Here is a 16,467-nt window from a genome sequence, read left to right on the forward strand (position 1 = left end):
CTTTCAGAAGAGGTTTAACAAGGGGGTTACGGTAGCCGAGTGCCGAGTGGATAGAAGGCTTCCGTGGTTCTGGATCTATAAACGCCATCTTCCTGGTACATCAACTGGGCGCCGCCCCATAGTGTGTCTGGGAACTTCGTAAGTTGTTCTATCTGTGCATTGATGTGCGGGAAGGTGATCAGGTCCATTGCTGCGCTTGTGCTCAACCACCTGATCTCGTCAATTATTTCTGGTGCTTTTGCCTCGCCGCTTTCAACCTTGGCTGAGTACACGAGCCTCGTTGAGATCTCATTGTTCTGATCAGTTTTCAGCGTGAACACTCCCCTTAAACTTGGAGTGGAAATCTTCAGCCCATAGCTGCCCGCGAGCTCATCAAGTCCTTCCTTGATGGTTAGACGGTTGTCTTGATACCAGCCGGGCGTTACCCATCGGGTTGAGTTCTTGACTTTGACAACCATCAATTCATTCTTCTCGTTGAACACAAGCAAACGATGGAAGGTGGATGGTTTTGACTCCTCCTGGGCGAAAACTGGCTGGGAGAAAAGTGCAAGAAGTAACAGCAGCAATTTCTTCAAAATAGCCTCCATGTATGTTCTGCGGCACAACGTTGGGACTGCGCCGGTCTGGGCAGCGCTTTTTGCTTGAGTGAACTGTTTAGTGGTTGCGGTTACTGATTGGTGCACCAACCAATATTGCCTCGCTCGTACTCCCAATGTGAGCTGATCATGCCACAGCTTGGGGCAGGCTCTTGCGAGGAGAAGCCTGTCGAGCGCTGCCGCCGGAGCGTGATTAAATGGCTGCGGAAGGGCAGTGAAGCGCTAGTCGCATTTGCGAGCCTGCCCACGCCAGAAGCAGTTGGCGCCGCTGCTTGGAGCCGATCGCAGACTTATCGAAGATGCTGCCGAAAGAAGAAGGCCAGCCAGCTGCGCATACCGCCAGCCAACTCCAGGATCAAGCTGGGCCGCGAATAAGCTTCGGCTTGAATGAGCTGTCAGGCTCCCGCCGCATGCCACACGAAATAGGCTGTTGTTGATGCCACGGCCAGCGTGCAAAAACCGATCACACACGCTGCGTCAGCTGAGACATTCCGAGGTTGTGGTCGCACGGAATGACTCTTGGACTTCTTCCGGTGCTTGAAGTCCCAGGGTTCGACACTGTAGTAGCCGAACGAGAACACTGGGACGACGAGCCGGCCAATAATGTAGCCGAGTCCATACAGCACGACCTCGAAGGCACCACGGAAGATGATCTCTGTAAGTAGACTTGCGGGCATTTTTTTTGGGCTCAACACCTGGGTTAAGCCACGCCGCGAAGCGGCGCTGGCTTGAATGAACTGTCAGCCCTCGGCCGGGGCCGCCCGTACTATTCCGAAGATCGCGCGGAAGCGCTCTCCAAGGGTTTCTTCCTTGAAGTCTTTGAACTCACCGGCGTCAAAGAAGACACCATGGCAGAGGCCGCACGACTCATACGAGATATGCGGTTGGCCCGCCACCACCATGCCAAACAGCGGTTGCTGGTCCTTGGGGCACTTGCCTGCACCGGTGTTGGGCGGAACGGTGGTCTTGGGCGAATAGTCGATCCGCTCGGAGCCACTGAGCTGTTTGAGTTCCTCATGCTCGAAAGCGTCAAACCAAAGACCGCCGCAGCCGGAACACCGATCGATCTCCACGTTCTCGTGAACAATCGGCTTCAGTTCTGAATCGCACTTCGGACACTTCATTTGAGCTGCTCCATGAGGGGAAATTCTGGAATCAGGCCGGGGCGTGAAGCAGCCTCGACTTGATTGAATTGTTAGGCATCTGGCCCGTTGGCCAGCGGGAAGAGCTTGAAGATATACCCGGCCTCAATCCACTCTGGGTCATGATGCATGCGGTACTCCCAAAAGCGTGCGTGTGGTTTGGTGGCTATCAGGGATTGTAGGGTGTCATTGGCCCGCTCCGGATCATGCACGCGGAAGGATGGTTGCCTGAGGCCATCCCAGGTGCTGCGTGCCAGGAACAGGGCGTTGTTTCCCGCGATGGCAGACTCAATCCTGTCGCCCATCTCATAAAGGATCCTGCTCTCTTCAGGGGTCGGCATTCCGCTTTCTGCCAAATCCTTAGCCTGAATGTTCACCTCGATATGCCACGGGAATACCTCCGGGTGAGCAAGCCATGACTTAGGTTACCGTGAAGCGCGCGGCGAGAGGAGAAAGAAAACAGAGTGCGAGGACTGCACCATTGAGAAGCAATGATGCCTCGTATAGTGGGACAAATGACCGTGGAAGAATATGAGGCGCATCGCTAAAAGTGAGCGCACTCCAAGCTAGGGTAAAGAAAAGATAGACCCATGGACTGAATGGGGCAAATAGAGCAAGTGCGAGCAGTGAAAGAAAATAGCCGGCAACAAGTGAGATGCGTACTGTTCCGACTATTGAGCTCTTCTTACTTGATGCAATGGCGAGAGCCTTCGCCTGTGCTTTAACCGACCGAAGGGGCTCGGGCAGCTTTCCTGATCCAAGCTCGTCAGCGACGATGCCAGCCACCGTAATCAGTGCTGTGAGTGAGACGAGCAAGCGGAAAGTAAGTTCGGTCACCAGGGGACTCTTCTTTTGAGGCCTAACTTTGGAATTAAGCGAACCCGCGAAGCGGGTTCGGCTTGAATGAACTGTTAGGGCCCACCTGCAGGAGGATTGGATAGCTGCCCTCGATGCCGACGAACCCAAGCTGCAACGCTGCGACTAATAACACGAATAAGGCTGCCGGTTGCTAAGGTGAAGATGAAGAGTCCAACGAGTGCTGGATTTTGTACACCGTCGTACCGGATGGAGCCAATTTGTAAGAGATAGAAAAAAGCAAGCCAAGAGCCAAACCAGAGGACTAGCCAGATATAGAGGCTAGACGCACGCCACGGCGCGGCCAAAGGGTAGATTAGTCCAATGGCCAGTGCGCATATCAGAAGAACTCCTGGGGCCACGATAACGTCCTAGTGGGGCTTAACTCCGGAAATAAGCCGAATCGCGAAGCGGGCTCGGCTTGAGTGAATTGTTAGGCCCCGACCGAGACCCACAGTAAATCATTTGACTGAAGCTCAAGTGCGCCGAGCAGGTCCGCGAATGCAGCGGAGGCGTCCTGCATGGGATCAACGCGGACCAAGAATCCGCTAGGACCAGGCGCTGCGTTGTAGCGGATAAGCTCGATTAGGGCGCCACTAGCGTGGCGAAGTCCCAGTGCCGCCCATGAGCCGAGACCCTCCTCATCCCCATGAAGCAGCGGCGTGCCAAATGCAGTGGCCACAGACGCCTCATCTACGGGGAGTATCGCGAGGTTGCGATAGTCACCGCTGGACCAGCGTGAGCCAGAGTGAATTGGTGTGAATGAAGTGGGCATTTGTCTAGCGGTCTAACTCCGGAATTAAGCCGCGCCACGTAGCGGCGTCGGCTTGAATGAATTGTTAGACATCTATTGCCAAAACATAGCGATATGTGGTGGTTGATTGCTAATCGGAAGCGCACGCTCTTCTAGTACGACCTCGTAGGGCGGCTGTGAGGCGCTCAAGATCGGCGAGATCAAGTCCCGAGCCAAGTGAGCACGATCCTTCAAGTCACGCGGATAAGAAATCTTGACCCGCCGGCGGGTACTAGCGGTCTCGCTGTGCCCCCAGGGCGCTAGGCTCGGGCGAAATCCGTGCCCGGTAAGCACCGAGCTCACAGCGTCAGCTTGATCTGCGGTTATGCCGCTGCCGAATGGGACGAGAGTGACCCTAAACTTACCGTTGTTCTCGAAGTCAGCCTGTTCGTCCCTAGCGCTTGACCGGAGCTGTTGTAGACGCATTTCGGCCTCAGATGCCGCTGCGCGGTGCCGCTCGGAATCTGCAGAAAGTGAAGTTAGAACGCGCTGAAGCTCTTGTATCTGGAATCCCAAACCAGAGATCTTCATTTCAGCGGCCGCGATGCTTCTTTCACCCTCGGAGTCAATTCGGCTTCGCAGTTCGTCGAGGTCGCGGGAAAGTTGTGACGCTGTTGTGGCTACGACCTCCATCGACTCGCTATTCTTCACTAGCTCAGCACGCGCCTCCTTGGCCGACTCACGAGCAAGTGCTCCTGCTGCTTGTGCATCCGCGGATGCTTGACGGGCAGTTTTGAGCTCTTCATTTATCAATTCGCGCACAAGCGCTCTGACGCCGAAGAATCCAATGGCAGCGAAGATGAGAGCAAATAGCCAAAATCGGCTCTTCGCCCACTCTGACAGTTCACCCTTAAGTTCTTCTTGAATCTTCAGCTTCTGCAGTTGATAGAACTCGTCTTGTGGAACTTCTACCTTAGCCATTGCCTCAACAGTTGGTTGAGGCAGCTGTTGCGGTGCAGTTGCGTCAGGCGCGACTGCGTTTAACGCAGTTGGTTGAGCCGGAATCGCAGCACAAGGCGATGCGAGAGCTAGCAGGGATGCGATGAGAAGTGCTTTCAACTGCGGCTGTCTCCGTTTGACGTCTAACTCTGGAATTAAGCCGACTCGCGAAGCGAGTTCGGCTTGAATGAATCGTTAGGCACGGACCCTTGTGCCTCTACGAGCTAGGAAAGGAAATCAAACACGACGCGACCACCGCCGGATGCGGCAATGGCGCGCAGGTCTGTGACCGTAAAGCCTGCAAGGTCACGCAGCGTGATCTGACCGCCACCAGAATTGGCCGAGGCCGCGATAGAGCGCAAATCAGTTGTGGTGAAGCCCCTAGCGCTCAGGATCATGCCGCCGCCAGAACCTGCAATAGCCCTCATATCAGTAACCGTATACGACATTCTTTCCTCCGTGCCTAACTCTGGAATTAAGCCGCGCCGCGTAGTGGCGTCGGCTTGAATGAACTGTTAGGCCGCGACCGACTAATGCCGCAATGTGCCTCTAGCCTTGCCATGCTCGGTGCTGCCGAAGAGACCGTAGGAAACATGAGAACCCTCGAAGCTGGAGCCAGAGACGCTGCCAATGAGCGAAGTGTAGGCGTCACATAGCTCTGTAGAAAACAGAATCTCGAGCTTGCCAGATTGGTATTGATAGGCGGGCCGGGGCGCCGAGCCGTTCGGGGCAGGAAGTGGCCGCGCTTGGTACCAAGTGCCCGATATGCAGGTCTCGGCCGGAATGTCTGTGAGAGCAAAACTGAACGACTGAGGCGGGTTTTTGCCGGAAACAACAAAGTCCCATGTGCCCGTGACCGAGCTAGGAGCGGCCGAGGTCTCGATGCCTGCAGTCTGTGCAGGTGCCGAGACGCAGCCTGCGGCGAGGAGAGCTAAGAAGACAGCTGCGAGAACTTTCATTGCGGCCTAACTCTGGAATTAAGCCGCGCCGCGAAGCGGCGTCGGCTTGAATGAACTGTTAGGCGGCTGTGGCCAACTACTGCCCCCTGACCAATGCTACCTTGTTTGTGCAACCCAACGCGAACCGATCATGCCACAGCTCGCGGGATGGAGCTTGCCCGGGAAACCTTGCCGAGCGTTGCTGCCGAAGTGCGATGAAATGATTGCGACCGGGCAGTGAGGCGTAAGACGAAGTGGCGAGCTAGCCGGTGCAAAGAACGCTTGGAACTGTTGCCCGGAGCCGACCGGTGACTTGCCGATGTTGCTGCCGAAAGAAGAAGGGCCAGCCGACCCAGCACACCGCCGCCTAACTCTGGAATTAAGCCGACTCGCGAAGCGAGTTCGGCTTGAATGAACTGTTAGGCGGCTGTGGCCACTTACCGCTCCCCGGTCCAATGCTGCCTTGCTTGTACAACCCAACGCGAGCCGATCATGCCACAGCCTGCGGGATGGAGCTTGCCCCGGAAGCCTTGCCGAGCGTTGCCGCCGAAGAGCGATGAAATGATTGCGGACGAGCGGTGAAGCGTAAGGCGAAGTGATGAACTTGCCGATGCCAGGAACAGTTGGAACTGTTACCCGGAGCCGACCGGTGACTTGCCGATGTTGCTGCCGAAAGAAGAATGGCCAGCCAACCCAACGCACCGCCGCCTAACTCCGGAATTAAGCCGACTCGCGAAGCGAGTTCGGCTTGAATGAAATGTTAGGCCTGCGAGCACAGGTCTCGACAAGCCGCCTGACAGCAGAAACTGCGCACTCTGCGCCATTTCCGTTGCAGCTCATAACATCAGCAGATATAAACTTTTCGTCGTGCCGCGTCAGGACATAGAAGACCTTGAATCCATCGTCAGTGGGATAGGCTCTGATGTTGTTGGCCGGAGCGCCTACAAGATAGAACTCTATGTCGAAGGTGCCATTAGCCTCGACGAAGCGGAGGGAGCTTTCATCGCGCACTTCTTCTTCCAGCGCCACTGCAAAGTGCTGCGCAATGCTGCTGTGCGCGCTGCCATTGGCGAATTGAATCACGCAAGCGCTAACTGGAGGGCTAGTAGCGCTCCCGAGTGCCGCTGTAAGAACGGTGGCAATAATTATGCTCATAAGCAGGCCTAACTCCGGAATTAAGCCGCGCCGCGAAGCGGCGTAGGCTTGAATGAACTGTTAGGTGCCATTGTCTAGAACCTCAACGAGGAAGAAGCCAGCACCAGCTACCATCAATAGGATTGAAGCAACCAAGGAGATTGCTAGAAATAATTTGATGGATAGGGCAAGCATATGACTGAAGGATATGCCTCCAAGCCCACTCTGTCGCAGCTCTGGGAGCAGCGTCCAGCCAACCGGCAGGAGCCAGCAAAGAACGGCGAGTAGTGCCATTGCCCAATCGGGAAGGCTGGATCCTGGAACGAAGGGCAAAAGGACAGGAAACACAACGCCGCAGATGATGCTGGTGCGCCAGAAACGTGACAGCCAAGGTCGATGTGCCTGGGCGGTGAGTGGTGACCGAGGAGGTGCGTAGACTTGGTCGCCGGATAACTTGCGCATGGCACCTAACTCTGGAATTAAGCCGACCCGCGAAGCGGGTTCGGCTTGAATGAATTGTTAGGCCATAGCCTACTACTCATTGGCGTCCATCGTGCTTATCTCGGAATCGCCAGACCCAGAAACGGTAATCGCCCATAATTTATTCCGCGGTTTGTCGTAAAACTCGGCTAGGAACACACCGTCCTTGTGAGCTGAGACCTCAAGTGCAGAGCAGAGCGCTGCGCCTTTTAGCGTTGGCCCTTCGGGAAGTGCGTTCAAGCGTGCGCAAGCGATTTCTCTTGTGGAAGCCTCCGTGGCCTTTCCACATGCGGCAATGGAGCTGACGAACGTGACGAGCAGGATCCATCTCATAGGCCTAACGCCTGAATTAAGCTGCGCCGCGAAGCGGCGTCGGCTTGAATGAATTGTTAGGCACCACCAGCGGCTGTCTAGCCACCGGACTTGCCCACCCAGCCCGCCTCAACAGTCTCCACAGCGGACAAGATCTGTTGCGCAAAGGCGCGTGCCTGTGCGACGTCAAACTCCACCGCAGCCTCGTAAGGCATTGCCACCACTTTGATGAAAATGACTCCCTCGTCCTGGCGAGCCTCGCAGGCCACTGTCTCTTGGTACGGCTGTTCTGGACTGATGGTCATGTTCGTTGTGGTGCCTAACGCCTGAATTAAGCCGACCCGCGAAGCGGATTCGGCTTGAAAAAGTTGTTGTACGTGCCTACCATACCCTCTACCAGGGCTTGGTCGAGGCAGTGTGGCGCTCTTGCTGCAGCACTTCAAACGCCCCTGCGTCCGCGCCCTGAATGTCCTCGTCATGGCGAAACGAGGTGATGGCTTTGGCTAGCGAGACCGGGACATCATGGATGTAGTCTACGTCCGCCTCAGTGCCGCCAGCAGCGTCTTGCTCTTCCTTTAGTGATGCGTAGATGTCGTTAAGCGCAGGCGGGACATCCCCAGTTGATACCAAGTGGTAGATGTTTTTTTGTGCGTCGTGCTCCACGTGCCATGCTCTCGCGCCATTGTCGTAGCCAGTAGCAGAGCTAAACATCACATGTTCTTCGACTTGGCATGAGACAACCCTGCACCCGGCAGATAGGTTGCTCAGAGCCTGCTCCGAGACAAGGGGTGAATCGAAGCTGTTGGCAAATACGAGAAACCAACCCTCTTGTAGAGAGGCGCATGTGAGTGATGACTCGGGGAATTCCTCCGATTCTCCGGTGCGAGAAAGGCTCAGCTCCTCAAGCACTCGTTGAGATTCCTTGCCTGAAACAGCGAGCCAAGATATTGCGAAGCCCATCGAAACTCCCTTGCACGTATAACTCTGGAATTAAGCCGCGCCGCGAAGCGGCGTTGGCTTGAATGAATTGTTAGGCCTCTTTGCTGCCAATGCGAGGAGGCCTGCGCTTGCGAAAACGAAGGTGAAAAATGGCTACTGCGCACACTAACAAACCGAGATACGGGCCAGCATCGCCTGCAACCTGTCCAATGTAACCTCCGAACCTGTAACCGGCGGCGTAGCCTGCGCTGTAAGAACTATCGCTGGCAAATGCCATCATTGGAATGGCATAAAGAACAACCAATAGCGCTATAGCGGTCTTTGCCATGCGGGTTCCCTTCTCCAATATGAGGCCTAACGCCTGAATTAAGCCGACCCGCGAAGCGGGTTCGGCTTGAATGAATTGTTAGACCGGCAAGCCATCAGCTGTGCCGAGCTAAATGAGGATACATCTTGCAGATGGCCTCTAATGCTTGTGGCCACAAATCTCTGTCCAACAGAACGCTACACAACAGCTGCCTCGAATCACCATCCAGAATGAAAACGGACGTATCCGTTGCCTCCAGGGTGGCGCCAGCCTCATATGCAATGTCGTGGGCAACCTTCTCTTTATGTCCGCGCAAGGTCTGCTTGATCTTGGAGTGTCTTACAGATGAGCGGTTATCTGACATGCCGGTCTAACTCTGGAATTAAGCCGCGCCGCGAAGCGGCGTCGGCTTGAATGAATTGTTAGGCCTCTTTGCTGCCAATGCGAGGAGGCCTGCGCTTGCGAAAACGAAGGTGAAAAATGGCTACTGCGCACACTAACAAACCGAGATACGGGCCAGCATCGCCTGCAACCTGTCCAATGTAACCTCCGAACCTGTAACCGGCGGCGTAGCCTGCGCTGTAAGAACTATCGCTGGCAAATGCCATCATTGGAATGGCATAAAGAACAACCAATAGCGCTATAGCGGTCTTTGCCATGCGGGTTCCCTTCTCCAATATGAGGCCTAACTCTGGAATTAAGCCGACCCGCGAAGCGGGTTCGGCTTGAATGAATTGTTAGCTCTCAGTAGCCGGACCTAACCCGCTGCCTTGCTAGGGTAATGTCCCGAGTAGTGCTATCTCGCAGCACCCGGAGAGTGACGCTGGATCCCGGCTCGCCGCGTATGAGCGAAACAACGTCCTCGAGCGAGAGATGGGAGACGCTATAGAACGGTGCTTTTGCCTCAGGAGCAATGCAAGTGAGTACGTCGGACTCACGAAGTTGCGACATTAGCGCAGGGCCACCAGGAACAAATTTGACGAGGCGAGTAATGCCATCGCGACGGTCCACGCTCGCTCCGATTCCTTCCTCGTGCGCACTGATGGTCCACATTGTGGCAGCATCTTTGGCGAAAATGGTCTCTCTCTTGGCAAGTATGTCCGGTCGTTCGGTCAAGCAGCGACTAGGTGCGAGCTCTTCACGCGGTGTCGTAGCGCAAGACGACAACAGCAGCAGAGCTGTCACATAAATGAGGTGCTTACGCATACTTCCCCCTGAGAGCTAACGCCTGAATTAAGCCGCGCCACGAAGTGGCGTCGGCTTGAATGAATTGTTAGGCGGCAATTGACATTCTAGGAAAACATGCTCGCCGTCGGTGGCCTCCTCAAGAACACGAATCAAAGTGTCCATTCCTTTGCCGGAAATTCTAAGCGCAGCGCTCCATCCGATGGGAATTGACTCAACTGGGGAACCCCATTTTTTTAGCGTTATTTCCTCAACAACCAAGCTTACAGAACCAAATTCGCCTAGCTCAGTATGGTAGATGTCCGGAAGAGATAAAGTAACTCGCTCCTTTGTAAGTCGAGAAAGCTGCGTGCCCAAGGGGATGTTATGGTCGGCACAGTTTGTGACCACCACTAAGCCATTCTTTTCAATGCGACCTATTAGGATCCGTGAATTTTCCATTGCCGCCTAACTCTGGAATTAAGCCGCGCCGCGTAGCGGCGTCGGCTTGAATGAACTGTTAGGCGGCTGTGGCCAACTACTGCCCCCTGACCAATGCTGCCTTGTTTGTGCAACCCAACGCGAACCGATCATGCCACAGCTCGCGGGATGGAGCTTGCCCCGGAAACCTTGCCGAGCGCTACTGCCGAAGTGCGGCGAAATGATTGCGGCAGGGTAGTGAAGCGGAAGGCGAAGTGGCGGGCCTACCGGCGCCAGGAACAGTTGGAACTGTTACCCGGAGCCGACCGGTGACTTGCCGATGTTGCTGCCGAAAGAAGAAGGGCCAGCCAACCCAACGCACCGCCGCCTAACCCTGGAATTAAGCCGACTCGCGAAGCGAGTTCGGCTTGAATGAACTGTTAGGCCTCGTGTTGCTAGCCTGCTTACAGCGATTCATATCCGTTTCCTTTGCCACTCAGCCACCGGATACGCACCTTGCCCTCACCGCGTAGGTGATCATGCGCCATGTGGAAAAGAGGGTGTGAAAGATCGCCACTGGTTAAGGCGCGCCGGTTTCCGCTTTCCTCGACTCTAAGGAAGTGTGCCTCATCTGGTTCATCGGTGTAGCTGCGGACGACGAAACAAACCGTACCCTCGGTGAATCGGTAGGTGTCGTACTCGTAGTAGTAGTCGTACAGGCCGGACTCGTTGGATTCGCTTGAATCGACTTGACGGACGCGCTCGATATACATAGGGCAGGCCTAACTCTGGAATTAAGCCGACTCGCGAAGCGAGTTCGGCTTGAATGAACTGTTAGGCCGCAGCCAAGTGCAAGAGTGCATGGCTTAGCTCCCACTGGTCACAAGCTCGGATAGAGATTGCTCCGTCAGGACGAAGCTCAGATATATTGAAGCCATCTTCAACATCCTCGTAGTACAGGGCGATGTTGCCGGATTTTGCCACCACAAATGCGGTCTCAGTAGTGCCCAGGCGATCAATCTTTGCGCGGTAGGGAACAACTTTGAAGCGCTCGTAAAGTTGCTGGATATCAGGCGAGCAGTCAGAGAGTTGCCTGGCCACAAGTGCCTCGAGCTCTTCCGCGGAGATAGGTTGCCAAGTGTCCATTCGGCCTAACTCTGGAATTAAGCCGAGCCGCGAAGCGGGTTCGGCTTGAATGAATTGTTAGGTGCGCGCCGCTTGGACGACGCACCCCCACCCATCGTAGTCGAGCCCGAACAACTCACAAACACAGGCCATGAAGCCTGACACGGATTGAATGGCATGCTGCTCAATTGGCATGTTGACGACAACCAGGACAACCGGCGAATCCTCCGAGCCTTGCGCTGTAGCAATGCCGTACTGGTGGTCGTTGATGAAATCTGCGACGACCGTTGCCTTTTCCGCGGACGGGGACTTGAGCAAGAACTCGACGTCGCGGGGAACGCTGAAGCGATCTCCTTGTGCGTCCAGCTTGCGGAGCAAGTCCGTGTCTGAGACTGCTGTGGCCATCAATACATCGAGTACTGCCATAGCGCACCTAACTCTGGAATTAAGCCGACCCGCGCAGCGGGTTCGGCTTGAATGAACTGTTAGGCCGCACCGTAGCGAACTCTGCGCCTGCGGTAAACGGCTACTGAAAAAACTGAGAACACCAGGCACCCCAGCAACGGAACCCAAGCAAGCCCGACGAAGTTTTGTACAGCCGCCAGACCCTGTGAGGGCTCTTGCCCAAGCCCGATGCCGTCGCGAAATTGCCAGCATGCCCAAGCCCAGACTAGCAATGAGAGACTAGAGCAAGTCAGCGCGGCTCGAAGAGATGCCAGCGAACGGCGGGCCGTAAGCCATACAAGACAGGCTAAAGAAGCGAGCACTGGAACAAGCAGAATTAGAAGAAAATCGCTCATCTCTCTAGGCGGCCTAACTCCGGAATTAAGCCGACCCGCGAAGCGGGTTCGGCTTGAATGAACTGTTAGGTGCCACCAGCGTGATAGCCATTAGCTTGTAATCCCCAACTTGGCTGAGCCGTAGAGGCGAACTGAACGCTCAAGAGATGGAGAGTATTCATGCTGTGGGTATGAGGACACGCTAATGACCCAATCTGAGCCAATGAACACAAGTTCGAGTGGAGCCAGCCTAGTGAGGAAGAGTAGTGCCAACTGTTCATCACAGCTTGCAGTGAAGAATTCGAAGTCTGCCTTGTACTCTTCTACGCCAATTGCAGACGATCCGCCCTTGGAGCTAACGAATCGACCTATTTTGTTGAGCCACGTGTCATAAGCATCAGTCTCTGGAAATAGTTCGATTCTCTCCATCGGGCCCTGCAAGATTTCCCGAAGAGTTTCAGCTTCTTGCTTTGTGACCGGAGTAATCATCGGACCCTCTTGTGGCACCTAACGCCTGAATTAAACCGACCCGCGAAGCGGGTTCGGCTTGAATGATTTGTTAGGGCCCATTGCCGGGAACCCCATGCTGAGCTTTATTCAAGAAGTGCCACGCCGCCCCTGCAGCGAGCAATTGCATGACGCCCAGTGCTTGCAGAAGAAGGAGATTGCGCTGCTGCGAGGAAGAGAAATATATGACCACGCCATGCTGATTGTAAGGAGTTATCTGCTCTGTCTCTGGGCGAGGCTCTCTCGGACTCTCTGCCATGTATCTCTGCATTAGCTGAGGATGCAAATAGAATAGAAAAAGCACACCCGATACGATTAGCGCGAGGAAAACCGACCAGATTGCCGCCCGCGGAATGCGGAATCTTTCAGACGCAAGATTGGAGCTGTCTACTTCTTTCATGGGGCCTAACTCTGGAATTAAGCCGACCCGCGAAGCGGGTTCGGCTTGAATGAACTGTTAGGCGGCTGTGGCCCTTGCCGCTCCCCGGGCCAATGCTGCCTTGCTTGTACAACCCAACGCGAACCGATCATGCCACAGCTCGCGGGATGGAGCTTGCCCGGGAAGCCTTGCCGAGCGCTGCCGCCGAAGTGCGATGAAATGATTGCGGCAGGACAGTGAAGGGTAAGACGAAGTGGCGGGCCTACCGGCGCCAGGAACAGTTGGAGCTGTTACCCGGAGACGACCGGTGACTTGCCGATGTTGTTGCCGAAAGAAGAAGGGCTAGCCAACCAAACCCACCGCCGCCTAACTCTTAGTAGACCGCGTAAAAGCGGTGTAAGCCGGAGTATGCCTAATTCAATGCCGCTTTTGAATCGAAATTATAGGTTTAATAAACAATGGCTTGCGATAATTCTCGTCGTGCGTCATTACCTTGCGACTGAGTTTAGCGCCGTTTCCGCCCGGTGATATCGAATACACCCCCTGTCCCGGTAGGCGTATTGACGCTTGGGGTGTCGTGATCGCGATGATTCTTCCTTCGGTCTATCTCATATCGCGAGCTTGTAGTCGATCAAGCGCTTCGCTGCGCTCGGTCAAACCCTCACTCCACTTCCCGCACCCGCGCCAACTCCGCCGCATTCCGCAGCGCCTGCAGAAATCTCGCCAGTGGCGCGCTTTGCGGTTCGCCATCACGTGTGTAAACCATCACCGGCCGCTGCCATGAAAATTCTGGTGCATCCAGCTTCACCCAATGTCCGGCAAGCAACTCGGCCTGCGCCAAACGGCTGGGCAACAAGGTGAGATAGCCGCCGTCGCGGATCATCGCGCGCATGAATTCCGGGGAGCCGCTCTCCATCGTGTTGAGCGGTGGCTCCAGCCCGGCTTCATGGAAGCGCTGCCGGAATGCACTCTCCACCGCGCCGAGGCGGCGGCCGAAAATCCATGCGTGCTCCAACAACTGTACTGGGGTGATATCGCGTTGCCGTGCCAGCGGGTGACGCACGCTGGCGAGCACGCGGTATTCGTCATGCATCAGCACTTCACTTTTGATGCGCGGATCGGGGTCGCCGTCACCAAATGTGTGCAGGGTGACTACCGCGTCCAGCTCGCGCGCCAGCAGATTGGGCAGCAGTTCGGGCAGGATGCCGCTGCTGACGTGGATGCCGATCTTCGGCCAATGCCGGCGCAGCGCCAGTACCGCCGGTGCGACCAGCGAGCCGGCGGTACTGGGGCCGGTGCCGATGCGTACTTGCCCTTCGGCACCGGTCTGCAGCTCTTGCAGGCGGTCCTCGAAGCGGCGCACGGCGTCGTGGGCGGGCTGGGCGTGTTCCATCAGCAGGCGGCCGACGTCGGTGAGTCGGGCCTCGCGGCTGCCGCGTTCGAACAAGCGGGCGCCCAGTTGTTGCTCCAGCGCCTGGATGCCTTTGCTCAGGGCCTGCTGGCTGCGCCCGGTAGCCGTGGCGGCGCGCGTGAAGCTGCCGTGTTCGACCACGGACAGGAAGTAGCGGAGCTGGCGGAGATCCATGGCGACATTCGGTTACAACCAATGGTTGTGGAGCGTACGCGAATTGGTTGGCGGTTGTGGGGGTAGGGCGTCGATAGTCGGCTGATCGCAATCTCCCGGAGGGCAACCATGGCCAGTCGCAACGCCGTCAAACAGTGGGACCAGCAGTACGATCTCGTCATCGCCGGCTTTGGCCTGGCGGCTATGTGCGCCGCCATCGAGGCGCACGATCTGGACTCCAATCTGTCCATCCTCATTCTGGAGAAGGCCAATGAGGCTGAGACCGGAGGCAACAGCCGCGTTGCTGGGCAGTCGTTGCTGATCACCAAGAATGCCAAGGTGCTGGCCGAGTACCAGCGCAAGATGAGCGTGGCCAACCCTATCCCGGAAGACATGCTGGTGCCGTGGTCAGAGGCGATGGAAGCGCTGGAGCCGTGGATCCAGGAGCGTGCGGCCCAAGCCGGTGCGCAGTTCATCCACGGCACCGGTTTCTCCGAGCGTGATGCGGTGCTGGAGTTCCCGGAGTTCGGTGCGCGTGAGGCTGTGCACTGCACCGCCACCATCCTGCCGATCCCGTCCGGCGTCTATCTGGCTTTCCGCGAGAACATCCGCCTGCGCCCGCGCATCCAGATCGCCTATGAGTCGCCGCTCAAGGATCTGGTGCAGGACCCGGATACGCTGGAGGTATTCGGCGTCATCGCCGAGCAGAACGGCGAGCGCGTGGCTATTCGTGCCAACAAGGGCGTGGTGATGGCGACCGGTGGCTTTGAGGCCAACCTGGACATGCAGCGCAATTACTTTGGTCTGGCCAACCCGGCACCGCTGGGCACGCCGCACAACACTGGCGACGGCATCAAGATCCTGCAGAAGGCCGGTGCGGATCTGTGGCATATGCGCAACCAGGGCCAGTCCGGCGGTATCTGGCCGGGCTTCAAGCCGGAGGGCTTCGTCAACGGCTTCCTGCGCAACTTCTTCTGGCAGAGCTTCAGCTGGATCGAGGTGGACGCGAACACCGAACGCTTCTACAACGAAACCGCCGAGCTGCAGCTCACGCATTACAAGGAGAAGAAGCACGGTCATTGGGTGGACACCCCGCACTACCGTGCGCAGCCGGTGCACATGGTTTTTGATGCCATCACCTGCCAGTACAACAAGCTGGTGGTGGAAGTGATGAGTTGGAACCCGGTGGTGCGTGGCTACAAGTGGTCTGACGACAACTCGGTGGAAGTGGAGAAGGGGTGGATCCAGAAGGCCGATACGCTGGAAGAATTGGCGGTGAAGATCAACCGCGACCCGGCCAGGCTGCGCGCGGAAGTAGATAGATACAACGCGGCTTGTGCAGCGAAGAATGATGCCGATTTCGGGCGCAATCCGGAGACGTTGTATCCGATTGCGCAGCCACCGTTCTATGGCATGCGGGTTGATCCGGTGATTGTGTGCACGGGTGGTGGCGCGCGTCGCAACATCAAGTCCGAGGTGCTGGATCATGATGGAAAGCACATCCCGCGTTTGTACGAGGCCGGTGAGATGGGGTCGATGTTCTCTGACCTTTATCAGAACGGTTCATACCTTACCGAAGCGATGATCTCTGGGCGTGCTGCGGGTCGTGAGATCGTCGGTCTTGGCAACTGGGAGGGTTGAGCGTGAAGGTTGCTACCCCTGCGATGAGGCTGGATGTGCGCATCAACGACGTGAAGGCTGAGGATGGTCTGCTGGTGATGGATGGTGTGGCCGGCATGTTGCCGTGCAAGACCAGTCTTACGCCGGCCGAGTTTCGTCAGATGATGAAGTTGGCGCTAAGGCCAAGCGTGTTGGCGCTGTTGTTCAAGAAGTAAGGCGAAGCGAGGTTGCTCGAGGCCTTTGCTTGTGGCTTTGGCTTGCGGCATTGGCTTGTGGTCTTTGCTTGCGTTTCTGCTTGAAGCCCTTCTCCCGCAGGCGGGAGAGGGGTTGGGGTGAGGGGGCGGTGCAAAGCACCGTGCAGTTCTGCTCTGCTTTTCGCTGCATCGGATATCGCACAAGCAAAGAGCCAAAAGCCCAAAGCCAAAAGCCCAAAGCCCAAAGCCCAAAGCCAAAAGCCCAAAGCCCAAAGCCCAA

General features: G+C 56.3%; 19 protein-coding genes and 1 pseudogene. 2 read left to right on the forward strand and 18 right to left on the reverse strand.

Annotated features, from left to right (window positions below):
- Positions 1-26: 26 nt before the first annotated feature.
- The 17 genes and pseudogenes from ACVOK8_RS12375 to ACVOK8_RS12455 form a co-directional block, all read right to left on the reverse strand.
- Positions 27-575 carry a hypothetical protein gene (locus ACVOK8_RS12375; RefSeq protein ID WP_481567069.1) on the reverse strand — a complete coding sequence of 183 codons (549 nt, stop codon included), beginning with the start codon at positions 573-575 and terminating at the stop codon, positions 27-29.
- A 761-nt stretch (positions 576-1,336) separates the two neighbouring features.
- Complete coding sequence (locus ACVOK8_RS12380; protein WP_481567070.1) at positions 1,337-1,720, reverse strand: zf-TFIIB domain-containing protein; 384 nt, start codon at positions 1,718-1,720, stop codon at positions 1,337-1,339.
- Positions 1,721-1,791: 71 nt separating this feature from the next.
- Positions 1,792-2,124 (reverse strand): annotated as a pseudogene (locus ACVOK8_RS12385) (DUF695 domain-containing protein); the annotation flags it as partial.
- Between the two features lie 34 nt (positions 2,125-2,158).
- On the reverse strand, positions 2,159-2,575 hold the full coding sequence (locus ACVOK8_RS12390; RefSeq protein WP_481567071.1) for a hypothetical protein: 417 nt from the start codon (positions 2,573-2,575) through the stop codon (positions 2,159-2,161).
- Between the two features lie 865 nt (positions 2,576-3,440).
- Positions 3,441-4,445 carry a hypothetical protein gene (locus tag ACVOK8_RS12395; RefSeq protein ID WP_481567072.1) on the reverse strand — a complete coding sequence of 335 codons (1,005 nt, stop codon included), beginning with the start codon at positions 4,443-4,445 and terminating at the stop codon, positions 3,441-3,443.
- Positions 4,446-4,549: 104 nt separating this feature from the next.
- Positions 4,550-4,774 carry a hypothetical protein gene (locus ACVOK8_RS12400; protein WP_481567073.1) on the reverse strand — a complete coding sequence of 75 codons (225 nt, stop codon included), beginning with the start codon at positions 4,772-4,774 and terminating at the stop codon, positions 4,550-4,552.
- An 81-nt stretch (positions 4,775-4,855) separates the two neighbouring features.
- A complete protein-coding gene (locus ACVOK8_RS12405; protein ID WP_481567074.1) occupies positions 4,856-5,284 on the reverse strand; it encodes a hypothetical protein in 429 nt (142 codons plus the stop codon).
- 699 nt (positions 5,285-5,983) lie between these two features.
- Positions 5,984-6,346 (reverse strand): hypothetical protein, encoded by a 363-nt coding sequence (locus ACVOK8_RS12410; protein WP_481567075.1) that lies wholly within the window; start codon positions 6,344-6,346, stop codon positions 5,984-5,986.
- 941 nt (positions 6,347-7,287) lie between these two features.
- Positions 7,288-7,494: a hypothetical protein gene (locus ACVOK8_RS12415; protein ID WP_481567076.1), complete on the reverse strand. Its 207-nt coding sequence runs from the start codon at positions 7,492-7,494 to the stop codon at positions 7,288-7,290.
- Between the two features lie 88 nt (positions 7,495-7,582).
- On the reverse strand, positions 7,583-8,149 hold the full coding sequence (locus ACVOK8_RS12420) for a hypothetical protein (protein WP_481567077.1): 567 nt from the start codon (positions 8,147-8,149) through the stop codon (positions 7,583-7,585).
- Positions 8,150-8,219: 70 nt separating this feature from the next.
- Complete coding sequence (locus ACVOK8_RS12425; protein ID WP_481567078.1) at positions 8,220-8,456, reverse strand: hypothetical protein; 237 nt, start codon at positions 8,454-8,456, stop codon at positions 8,220-8,222.
- A 401-nt stretch (positions 8,457-8,857) separates the two neighbouring features.
- Positions 8,858-9,094, reverse strand: a complete 237-nt coding sequence (locus ACVOK8_RS12430; protein ID WP_481567078.1) for a hypothetical protein — start codon at positions 9,092-9,094, stop codon at positions 8,858-8,860.
- A gap of 1,389 nt (positions 9,095-10,483) precedes the next feature.
- Positions 10,484-10,792, reverse strand: coding sequence for a hypothetical protein (locus ACVOK8_RS12435; protein WP_481544598.1), 309 nt, complete (start codon positions 10,790-10,792; stop codon positions 10,484-10,486).
- Positions 10,793-10,853: 61 nt separating this feature from the next.
- Positions 10,854-11,165 (reverse strand): hypothetical protein, encoded by a 312-nt coding sequence (locus ACVOK8_RS12440; protein WP_481567079.1) that lies wholly within the window; start codon positions 11,163-11,165, stop codon positions 10,854-10,856.
- Positions 11,166-11,222: 57 nt separating this feature from the next.
- On the reverse strand, positions 11,223-11,570 hold the full coding sequence (locus tag ACVOK8_RS12445; protein ID WP_481567080.1) for a ribonuclease E inhibitor RraB: 348 nt from the start codon (positions 11,568-11,570) through the stop codon (positions 11,223-11,225).
- A gap of 464 nt (positions 11,571-12,034) precedes the next feature.
- A complete protein-coding gene (locus ACVOK8_RS12450; protein WP_481567081.1) occupies positions 12,035-12,412 on the reverse strand; it encodes a hypothetical protein in 378 nt (125 codons plus the stop codon).
- A 1,058-nt stretch (positions 12,413-13,470) separates the two neighbouring features.
- Complete coding sequence (locus tag ACVOK8_RS12455) at positions 13,471-14,394, reverse strand: LysR family transcriptional regulator (protein ID WP_481567082.1); 924 nt, start codon at positions 14,392-14,394, stop codon at positions 13,471-13,473.
- A gap of 108 nt (positions 14,395-14,502) precedes the next feature.
- On the opposite strand from ACVOK8_RS12455, the gene ACVOK8_RS12460 reads away from it, so the two are divergent.
- Complete coding sequence (locus ACVOK8_RS12460) at positions 14,503-16,014, forward strand: FAD-dependent oxidoreductase (RefSeq protein ID WP_481567083.1); 1,512 nt, start codon at positions 14,503-14,505, stop codon at positions 16,012-16,014.
- A 2-nt stretch (positions 16,015-16,016) separates the two neighbouring features.
- On the forward strand, positions 16,017-16,208 hold the full coding sequence (locus ACVOK8_RS12465) for a hypothetical protein (protein ID WP_481567084.1): 192 nt from the start codon (positions 16,017-16,019) through the stop codon (positions 16,206-16,208).
- Here ACVOK8_RS12465 and ACVOK8_RS12470 read toward each other — a convergent pair.
- The coding region (locus ACVOK8_RS12470) for a hypothetical protein (RefSeq protein ID WP_481567085.1) at positions 16,198-16,467 on the reverse strand (270 nt) is incomplete at its 5' end. The two genes, ACVOK8_RS12465 and ACVOK8_RS12470, sit on opposite strands and share 11 nt — an antisense overlap.

The sequence above is a fragment of the Stenotrophomonas sp. STEN083 genome (assembly GCF_056759195.1).